Source organism: Salinivibrio sp. MA427 (assembly GCF_001996115.1).
GTDB classification, from domain to species: Bacteria; Pseudomonadota; Gammaproteobacteria; order Enterobacterales; family Vibrionaceae; genus Salinivibrio; species Salinivibrio costicola.
On record NZ_MUFH01000072.1, the window covers coordinates 1 to 10,375 of the forward strand.

Sequence of the window (10,375 nt, forward strand, 5' to 3'; positions counted from 1 at the left end):
ATTGTTGGCCGACGAACCTACCGGTAGCTTGGACGAGCGCAACGCGGATGCGGTCATGCGTTTGCTAACCACGTTGACACGTCAGCAAGGCTCGAGCCTTTTATTGGTCACGCACAGTGATACGGTTGCCAGCTACTTACAGGGCAGCATTGGGCTGCAAGGAGGCGTGCTCAGTGTTCGGGCCCGTCGCTAATGCACTATGGGGGCACTATCGCCGCCATCCTTTTCAGATTTTGCTGGTATGGCTAGGGCTAACCCTTGGGGTCGCTCTGCTTGTTGGCGTGTTATCGATTAACCAACACGCCCAGCAAAGCTATCGGGAAGGTGCCAAGCTGTTTAGTAATCCTTATCCGTTTAGCATTCATCACACCCAGCGGACCCAACGTGTGCCGCAGGCGTTTTATATTGATTTACGCCGGGCAGGCTTAACGCAGTGTGTTCCTGTTGATCGCTTGCAAGTCGTGACACCGTCACTTGATGATCTCAATCTTATGGGCGTTGATACCATTGCCATGTTGCCGCTGTTAGCTGAACGTGGCGGTGATAAAGGGCGTGCAAACAAGGGGATATCACCGGTCAATGCAATCACGCCGCCTTATCCGGTTTATGTTGGTGAGGCGATGGCGAACCATAAAGGCTGGAAAGATGGGCAAATGATTGATCTGCTTGATTATCCAGCTATTGGCCCCTTGCGAGTACTCGACAACGATGCCCTGAGTATGGGGACGTATTTAGTTGCCGATATGGCGTTGCTACGTACCTTGTCCTCACACGCCGGTATCGCCGACATCCTGTGTGGGTCTTTAACGCAAGCGGAGCGCCAGCAGATTCGCAATGTGTTACCACCTGCACTGACATTGACCAAAACACAGGCCACACAGTTAGGGCCGCTCACCCGTGCTTTCCATCTTAATTTACTTGCCATGGGATTACTGGCTTTTGTGGTGGGCCTGTTTATTTTCTATCAAGCGATTTCGCTTTCAATGACACAACGGCAACCGCTGGTGGGGGCGCTACGCCAACTCGGTGTTGATGGACGTCAACTCTCTTGGGTTATGCTTGCTGAGATTCTCGTATGGGTTGTGCTTGGCGTGATGAGTGGCAATGTGCTGGGCTTGATGCTAGCCAATCAATTACTCCCTGCCGTCGCTACCACCTTGTCTGACTTGTATGGCGCTGATATTGACTTGGTGATGCATTGGCAATGGCAATGGGGATTGGCGAGTCTGTTGCTCGCGATCTTAGGGGCGATGATGGCATCAGCCTGGCCGCTGGTGCGCTTACTTAACACATCGCCGGGGCGCTTATCCCAAAGAATGACACTAATTCGAGGGACACACCAAGAGTATGCGGTGCAAGCGATCATCGCGATACTATTGGGCGTAACAGCTTGGGGCGTGTCTTACTGGGAAAGTAGCCAATGGCAAGGCTTTACGCTGATCGCATTAACCATGTTAAGTGCCGCCCTAGCGTTGCCCTATGCCTGTGGCTGGTTGTTTCATACCTTGGCGCGCGGCTATGCGGGCGCACGTTGGCGTTGGTTCTTTACCGATGCGGCGGCCAGTTTAAGCTACCGAGGTGTTGCCGCGATGGCCTTTATGCTTGCTGTTTCTGCGCATATAGGTATGGAAACCATGGTGGGGAGCTTTCGCACCAGCACCGAAACTTGGCTGCAGCAACGGTTAGCCGCGGATGTGTATGTTCGACCCGGCAATGCTTTGCTACCCAGAATCGAATCCTGGCTTGAACAACAAGAAGACGTGTCGCAATTTTGGGCCACTTATCGACGTGAGTTGGTCGCGCCCCAAGGACGCCTTGAGGTGTTATCGGTTGGTGATCGAGCGCTAGAAAAGCAATCGTTAGCCGTCAAATCGGCCCAACCCCAATATTGGTCACAATTACACCAGCAACGTGCGGTACTGTTAAGTGAATCACTCGCCGCTAAATTTGACGTAAGTGTTGGTGAAATGGTTAATCTGCCCGCACCGATGGGCGAACGCTGGCACGTGGCAGGGATCTATTACGATTACGGTAATCCTTACGGACAGTTGGTGGTTTCAACGCATAGTGAGGCGGGCGAATGGCTAGCACAAGGACGCCCATCGTTGGCGGTGGTACTCGATAAAGAAGCTCCAAGTGATCATTTTGTTGATCAAATGAATACACGGTTTAGCCTGAGCAATGGTCAGGTGCAAAATCAAGCCGACATTATGCGTTATGCCATGCGCATTTTTGATCGAACGTTTACTGTCACCGAAAGCTTGTGTGTGTTGATGTTGATCGTGGCGATTAGCGGTTTGTTTTTCGCAACGTTAGCCACGGAGCTATCGCGGCAACGCCAGTACAGCTTGTTGCGTTATTTGGGCCTATCAGGGCGAGAGCTCATTGCTCTTGGGGGCGGGCAATTGGTGATCCTTGGGTTAGTCAGTGCCCTTATCGCGATCCCGCTTGGCTTGGTGTTAGCGAGCATGTTAATTCATGTTGTTCTCAAAGCGTCCTTTGGTTGGACAATGACTATGAATTTTTTCCCAATGACGTATGCAACGACCATTAGCCTTTCAATGCTCGCCTTGATGGTGGCCGGGGCGTGGCCGGTTTACCGTATGCTTAAGCGGACAGCCGCCGCGTCGTTACGTGATGCGCAATAGGAGAGTCGCCGTGAGATCAAGTCAGCGAAAGTTAAGCCCTATTGGCCGTGTAGTGTTTGGCTTAATCGGAGTGATGGTGTTGGGGGTCTTGATTGGGTTGGGAAAACAGTCTTCATCGTCGACCGACTTAGCGGATGGCTTTGATGTGTTTGGCCAACAAGATGGCTTTGCCGCTGTTACGCCTGATTATACACCTCTTTATCCGCAGGATATGGCCTCTCATGCTGCATTTGCCACAGAATGGTGGTATTTGACAGCCACACTGACGGATAATGCGGGACAAGAATACGGTGTGCAATGGACCCTATTTCGCCGTGCGCTGAGTCCTCGCCACCAAACAGGATGGGCAAACCAGCAGCTTTATATGGCGCATGTTGCTATTACGCGTGCCGATCAACAGTGGGAAGCCGAGCGTTTTGCCCGTGGTGGTATTGGTCAGACTGGCGTGACACTGTCACCATTTCAGGCTTGGCTGGATGATTGGCAATGGCAGGGGGGCGATCAACCTTTACCGGCGCAAGTCCGTGCATCATGGTCCGATAAGGATGCAACATTGGGGTTCGCACTCCAGGTGGCTGACGGTGGCTTGCGCGTGAAACACGGCGAGCAAGGATACAGTATTCGCCATGCCAATGAGCCGTCAGCGTCTTATTACTTTTCTCTGCCACAATTGACCATTGAAGGTCAGCTTATCATCGACGGTGAGACAATACCCGTTTCGGGAAAAGGGTGGTTCGATAAAGAATGGTCTAGCGGTGCGATGGCATCGGATCAAAGCGGATGGGATTGGTTCGGGCTTAATTTAGACGATGGTCGCGCGTTAATGGTCACCCAAATCCGAGGCAGTCAGCCCTTTATGTTTGGCTCATTAACGTATCCAAATGGGCGCATTGTGGCCTTAGCGCAATCGGATATTCGGATGCTACCTATTAGCCATGCCAAAATGCGCGAGGGGATCAGTTTGCCGATAGCCTGGCAGATACAAGTACCAGACGAAGGGATTAACATCACTACGCAGCCACTCAATGCGCAAAGTTGGATGGCGCTGAGTGTGCCGTATTGGGAAGGGCCAGTGCGCGTGCAAGGAAGCGCAACAGGCCGCGGGTTTATGGAAGCGACGGGCTATTAATTGAGGCCAACCCAGGCCTGGGTTTGATGTGGACGCCATATTGGCTGACGCTCGACGGTAATCACGCCAGGCTGGTTATCGCCTTGAGCGGCAGACACCGCAAGGCTTAAGGCAGCATCGCTGATCGCTTCAAATTGCTGCGGCAAAGACTGCACACCAAAAGGCAGAAAGTCTAAAATACRGCTATCACCAAAAGTGGCGAAATACAGGGCTGTGGGGGCGATGCCGGTCTGACGAATCGCATCCAGCACACCCTCGCAAAGGGTAAACGATGTCGTTAAAAGCGCATCGGGTAAATCCCCAGCGTCTATCCATTCGGTCATTAATCGCTGTCCTTCTGAACGGCTAAAGGCATTGCCATAGCGTACTTGTCCCTCGACGTGCTGTGCGTGTAATGCCTGAAAAAAACCTTGCTCACGATCTTGAGATATCGCCAGAGCCGGTACTGCACCGATTAACCCAGCTTGATAGACATCGGTTGGGCTGATCAAGCGATCCGTCAGCTGATAAGCCCCTTTCGCATCGTCCGTTAAAACGTTGGCAAATTGTGTGGCATCTAAGCCACGGTCAATCGCGATAATCGGGGTGCCTTGCTGCTGTAGTTTCGGATAAAAGGCATTATCGGCCGGTAAACAAGAGGCCACAATTAAGGCATCAATCTTTCTGGATACTAGCGTCTGTGCAACCGTTTTTTCTCGCTCAGGATCGTCGTCTGATCCCGTAATAATCACCTGATAACCCTGATCATGCGCCTTGCGTTCAAAGAGTTTGGCTAACGTTGCATAGCTGGTATTAGCAAGATCCGGAACCACTAAGCCCAGTGTTTGGGTCGTGCCTGCTCGTAATGCCGTCGCTGCGCGGTTAGGTTGATAATTATGTTGCTCGACCACCGCCATCACGCGTTGACGTGTTTGCTCGCTGATCCGGTAACGGTCGGCTTTACCATTAATCACATAACTGGCTGTTGTGCGTGACACCCCAGCAAGGCGGGCTATTTCATCTAGCTTCATAAACGAATCCTTAGTGCGCCGATCGTTATTGATGGCTTTGTGAATGCGATCAAATTTTGCACATACCCGATCAATAATAGGCTTGCATTATAAGCTAAAACGATTCAGCCTTAAAGCTGAAAGGTTTCAGCTTTGGATGTAAATCGCGTCACCATCACACGAATGTTATTTATTGCGTCGTGTTTCGATAATCGTGGCTAGAATGAATCGACAGTAACGATGAGATTCATTTCATCGATAACGCGGGTAATTGCCGCCAAAAGCTGAAACGATTCAGCCAAATGGTATAGCGAAAGACTGTACACAAAAAAACATTATTAGGGTCTGACGTAACGTGAATGAAGACCAATCCCTGATCCCGATATACCGTCATGACAGCGTGGTCTGGCGTGACAAAAACGATTAACCCGTGCATTTGGCACTGACCCTTTGCACTTGGCACTGAACCTTTGCACTTGGCATTGACCCTTTGCACTTGGCATTGAAATAAGAGGAAAGCCCTCATGCTGGCACTTAACGCACAAGATATTCATATGCAGCAACATGCTGCCTCCAAGCAAGACGCGATTAAAGCCATTGCCGGTTTGCTGACGCAAAAAGGACTGGTAGAGGCCGGCTATCAAGACGGCATGTTAGCGCGAGAAGCACAAACCAGTACCTATTTGGGCAGTGGGATTGCCATTCCACACGGCACAACCGATACCCGTGATCAGGTTAAACAAACGGGGGTGCAGGTTTTTCATTTCCCTGATGGTGTGGATTGGGGAGACGGAAATCTTGCATATGTGGCCATTGGTATTGCCGCTAAGTCTGATGAGCACCTTAGTATTCTACGCCAGTTAACCCGTGTGCTATCTCAAGAGGGCGTTGAGGAAGCATTGCAAAAGGTTGAGCGTGCTGAAGAGGTCGTTGCGATCCTCAATGGTGAAACAACCGGCGCACAAAGCCTAACCTTTAAACCAGAGATGATACTGAGCGGCTTTCCAGCTTCAGACATGACTACCCTCCAAGCAGTGGGAGCCGGCCTGCTCAAAAACCATCATTGTATCAATCACGAGGGCGTGAGCCAGTTAGTGGCAGGCAATCCTATTCATTTGGGTCAAGGGCATTGGCTGCTTGGGATTAATCAAGGCGTTGAACAAACAGGCGTATCCGTTGTGATGCCGGCAACGTCATTGACGCATCACGCGCAGTCTGTCAATGCACTTTGGTGCATAGCAGCGAATAATGCGGCCCATGTTCCTGTCTTGAAAACCTTAACGCAGTGGAAAGCCGACGATCAATTGGCGACCTGTATTGACCTCTCGCCACAGGCGCTGGTCAACGCATGCATTCCCCAGACGTCAACAGGGGCATCGCCAGCGCCAGCGATGGCGTCGACCGATGAACGTCAAAAAGCGACCGATAAAGCGATTCAAGAAGGTGAAAACGGTACGTTTACCATCACCAATACGCATGGTTTGCATGCACGTCCAGGGGCAATGTTGGTCAACACCGCGAAAAAATTTGATGCGGATATTCAAGTTGCCAATGCGTCGACCCAATCAGATTCGGTCAATGCGAAGAGCTTGATGAAAGTGATTGCTCTAGGGGTAAAACATGGTCATCAATTGCACTTTACCGCGCAAGGTGCGGATGCAGCGCAGGCGATTTCTGCACTCGGGAATGCCATTAAAGACGGATTAGGAGAACACGCATGAGTGCCATCTTAACCGTCACCTTTAATCCAGCTCTCGATATGACAGGAAGTGTCGGGGCATTGCAACCGGGTGATGTCAACTTGGTGCAAAACTACACCCTGCATCCTGCAGGAAAAGGCGTCAATGTTGCACGTGTGTTAAGCGATTTAGGGGCCACTGTGTCGGTCTCTGGCTTTCTCGGTGCAGACAATCAAGACCCATTTTCCCAGCTTTTTGCTGAACAGGGCGTTGCCGATCACTTTTTGCGCGTGCCAGGGGTAAGCCGTACCAATGTCAAGCTGGTAGAAAATACAGGCCGGGTAACGGATTTAAATTTTCCCGGCATGGCGGTAGACCCGACTCATATTGATGCGTTGACCGAGACCTTGCACGCATTGGCAGCAAGCCATGAATGGATCGTATTGGCGGGCAGTTTACCGCCAGGTGTCACCACCGAACAGCTGGTGATGTGGATTAGCACCTTGCGAGAAGCGGGCAAAAAAGTGGTCGTCGACACCAGTCAACACGCGCTTCGTGCTGCCATTGATGCAACGCCTTGGTTGGTTAAGCCCAATGAAGCGGAGTTAGCTCAGTGTCTTAATGAATCTATCAGTAATGAGCAATCTGTTTTATTAGCGCGTGGTGAACAGCTCTTTAACCAAGGGATCGCTAACGTGGTCATTTCGCGTGGGGTCGATGGGGTATTGTGGCGCGATCATCAAGGCTGGTTAAAAGCCGTAGCGCCGGCCCAGCAGGTGGTGAGTACCGTTGGTGCGGGGGACTCCTTGGTCGCGGGTCTGGTCTCTGGCTGTCAAGCTGGGCTGAGTAAAGAAACGGCACTTCGCCGTGCCGTTGCCATATCGGCGCTTGCCGTCACTCAAGTGGGAGTGGGGGTGAGCAATCATGAAAACGTGAATCAATTATCCGAACAAATCAGCGTGTCGCCTGTTGAGTTGTCAGTGCATGCACAATAAAAACCAATCCATAAGTGGGGTAGAAGGTATGAATCTGGTCATTGTTACGGCATGCCCTAGTGGTGTCGCCAATACTGTTATTGCGGCGGGGCTTCTCGAACAAGCCGTCGATGCAAAAGGATGGACGGCACAAATAGAGTGTCAGTCGAGTGTCCAATCGACAAAAGTATTGTCAGCCGCAGAGATAGAACACGCCGATCGCGTGCTGCTCGTTGGCGATCCGAAAGAGACGGCGCGCTTTAATGGTAAACCTGTTTACCAAGCAAGCCTTGATGAAGTCATGGTGGACGCACAGGCCGTGTTGACGGCGGTATCGAATCAGGCCCAGCCTTATGAGGCTTCCGTATCCAGTAAAAGTGGTGACGAACAACCGGTTCGTATTGTCGGGATCACGGCTTGTCCGACGGGCGTTGCCCATACCTTCATGGCCGCTGAAGCGATTGAAGAAGCCGCGAAGGCGAGAGGGTATCAGGTTAAGATCGAGACACGTGGCTCGGTGGGGGCAAAAAATAACTTAACTGACCAAGACATTGAACAAGCGGATCTTGTCTTTATCGCGGCGGATATTGAGGTCGATCTCAGTCGCTTTGCCGGTAAACGTTTATATAAAACCAGTACTGGGAGCGCGTTGAAAAAAGCGGCACAAAGTTTGGATGATGCTTTGGCGAACGCCCACGTTCACCAAGCCGGACAAACCAATACCGCGAATAGCACTGCAAACCAAGGTGAACGGAGTGGCGTTTATAAACACCTTATGACCGGGGTGTCACACATGCTGCCTTTGGTTGTGGCCGGGGGGTTAGCCATTGCGCTCTCGTTTGTGTTTGGTATTGAGGCGTTTAAAGAAGAAGGGACGCTTGCAGCGGCCTTAATGGAAATTGGCGGTGGTAGCGCGTTTGCGCTGATGGTCCCGGTACTGGCGGGCTTTATTGCCTTTTCTATCGCGGATCGTCCGGGCCTGGCACCCGGGCTTATCGGTGGTATGCTTGCAGCCTCAACAGGCGCGGGCTTCTTAGGGGGTATTCTGGCTGGTTTTATTGCCGGTTACAGCGCTAAATTCGTTGCGGACAAAGTCAGCTTACCGGCTTCAATGGAGGCGCTCAAACCCATATTGGTGATCCCGTTATTGGCCAGTTTATTTACCGGTTTGGTGATGATCTATGTGGTAGGTGGCCCCGTTTCGGTGGCGATGGAAAGTTTAACAACCTTCTTACAAAGCATGAATTCAACCAATGCCGTCATCTTAGGCGTGTTACTCGGCGCCATGATGTGCTTTGATCTCGGTGGCCCGGTGAATAAAGCCGCGTATACGTTTGGCGTTGGATTGATTGAAAGTGGTACCTACATGCCAATGGCTGCCATTATGGCTGCAGGCATGGTGCCGGCATTAGGAATGGGTTTATCGACTTTCCTTGCCAAACGCAAGTTTAACGATGCCGAACAAGAAGCAGGTAAAGCGTCATTCGTTTTAGGACTGTGCTTTATTTCAGAAGGCGCGATTCCGTTTGCAGCGAAAGACCCGATGCGTGTTATTCCATCGTGTATTGCCGGTGGCGCATTAACGGGGGCGATCTCAATGTTGATTGGCGCGAAATTAATGGCGCCGCACGGTGGCTTGTTTGTCTTGCTCATCCCAAATGCGATTAGCCCTGTCTTGCTTTATCTCGCCGCCATTACGGCCGGTACCTTGGTGACAGGTTTAGTCTATGCGTTGATTAAGCCGGTGAGCCAAGCATCACCATTGACGGCAACCCAGTCGTCTTAGTCAGACCTAAAACGCGCACGTAAAAAAGGCCCTTGATGGGCCTTTTGTTGTTTATGATAACGCTGTGTTGCTTATGATAACGATTCCGGCTGAGGGACCACAGGATAGCGAACTCCCATCATTTTCTCCATACAATGGATGACCTGACAGCTGTACCCAAACTCGTTGTCATACCAAATGTACAGTACGCAGCGATTACCCTCAGCAATCGTCGCCTGGCTATCTACCACGCCAGCAAAGCGAGATCCAATCAAATCACTCGAGACGAGTTCGGTGGATTGGGTATAATCGATTTGGCCTGAAAGCGGCGAGTAGAGCGCGACGTCTTGCAGGTACGCATTGATTTCATCTTTGTTGGTGGCGTGATTGAGGTTGAGGTTTGCAATCGCCATCGAGACATTCGGGGTTGGGACACGCACTGAGTTGCCAGTGAGTTTTCCTTTTAGTTCCGGCAATGCTTTTGCTACCGCGCTTGCTGCGCCCGTCGACGTCAGTACCATGTTGAGTGATGCTGAACGACCACGTCGATCGCCTTTGTGGTAGTTGTCTATTAAGTTTTGATCATTGGTAAACGAATGGACGGTTTCAATATGACCACTATCAATGCCAAATTTATCCTGCATGGCTTTGAGCACTGGGGTAATCGCATTGGTGGTGCAACTGGCGGCGGAGATAATTTTGTCATCGTGACCAATGACATCATGATTGACACCGAACACCACATTTTTAAGCGCGCCCTTACCTGGGGCGGTTAGCAAGACTTTGTCTGTTCCTTTGCTATCAAGATGCTGACCGAGTCCTTCTTCATCACGCCACATCCCCGTATTATCGACCACTAAGGCATGGTGAATGCCATACTGGGTATAGTCGACCTCAGTTGGGTTATTGGCATAAATGACTTGAATGAAATTACCATTGGCGATCAGAGCATTACGGGTCTCATCCACAGTAATGCTGCCATTAAATGGACCGTGCACCGAATCACGACGCAATAAGCTGGCGCGTTTTTCCAAATCGCCTTCTTTGCCACCACGGACCACTATCGCACGTAAACGTAATGGATAGCCTGGCCCACTTTTCTCAACCAGTAGACGTGCGAGTAACCGGCCAATACGGCCAAAACCATAAAGGACCACATCTTTGGGCTCGACGCTGTTGCCAGTGCCGATT

7 protein-coding genes and 1 pseudogene are annotated in these 10,375 nt (G+C 51.1%); 6 read left to right on the plus strand and 2 right to left on the minus strand.

Translation table 11 applies throughout. The annotated features are described in order from the left end of the window. The 3 genes and pseudogenes from BZG79_RS06965 to BZG79_RS06975 all read left to right on the plus strand — a co-directional run. Positions 1–193, plus strand: a pseudogene (locus tag BZG79_RS06965) (ABC transporter ATP-binding protein); the annotation flags it as partial. Next, a complete protein-coding gene (locus BZG79_RS06970) occupies positions 174–2,648 on the plus strand; it encodes an ABC transporter permease (RefSeq protein WP_077774046.1) in 2,475 nt (824 codons plus the stop codon). The pseudogene BZG79_RS06965 and the gene BZG79_RS06970, both read left to right, overlap by 20 nt. Before the next feature lie 10 nt (positions 2,649–2,658). Continuing rightward, a complete protein-coding gene (locus tag BZG79_RS06975) occupies positions 2,659–3,777 on the plus strand; it encodes a lipocalin-like domain-containing protein (protein WP_199877592.1) in 1,119 nt (372 codons plus the stop codon). On the opposite strand, the gene cra is transcribed toward BZG79_RS06975, so the two are convergent. Beyond that, complete coding sequence (gene cra, locus BZG79_RS06980) at positions 3,774–4,787, minus strand: catabolite repressor/activator (RefSeq protein ID WP_077774048.1); 1,014 nt, start codon at positions 4,785–4,787, stop codon at positions 3,774–3,776. The two genes, BZG79_RS06975 and cra, sit on opposite strands and share 4 nt — an antisense overlap. A gap of 503 nt (positions 4,788–5,290) precedes the next feature. Between cra and fruB the strand changes: the two genes are divergently transcribed. The 3 genes from fruB to fruA are packed head-to-tail and all read left to right on the plus strand — an operon-like array spanning position 5,291 to position 9,205. Next, a complete protein-coding gene (gene fruB / locus BZG79_RS06985) occupies positions 5,291–6,487 on the plus strand; it encodes a fused PTS fructose transporter subunit IIA/HPr protein (RefSeq protein ID WP_077774049.1) in 1,197 nt (398 codons plus the stop codon). Beyond that, complete coding sequence (gene pfkB / locus BZG79_RS06990; protein WP_077774050.1) at positions 6,484–7,440, plus strand: 1-phosphofructokinase; 957 nt, start codon at positions 6,484–6,486, stop codon at positions 7,438–7,440. The genes fruB and pfkB overlap by 4 nt, the downstream gene beginning before the upstream one ends. A gap of 28 nt (positions 7,441–7,468) precedes the next feature. Beyond that, positions 7,469–9,205, plus strand: a complete 1,737-nt coding sequence (gene fruA / locus BZG79_RS06995) for a PTS fructose transporter subunit IIBC (protein WP_077774052.1) — start codon at positions 7,469–7,471, stop codon at positions 9,203–9,205. A gap of 71 nt (positions 9,206–9,276) precedes the next feature. On the opposite strand, the gene BZG79_RS07000 is transcribed toward fruA, so the two are convergent. Continuing rightward, positions 9,277–10,375: glyceraldehyde-3-phosphate dehydrogenase (locus BZG79_RS07000; protein WP_077774051.1), on the minus strand; the 1,099-nt coding region annotated here is incomplete at its 5' end.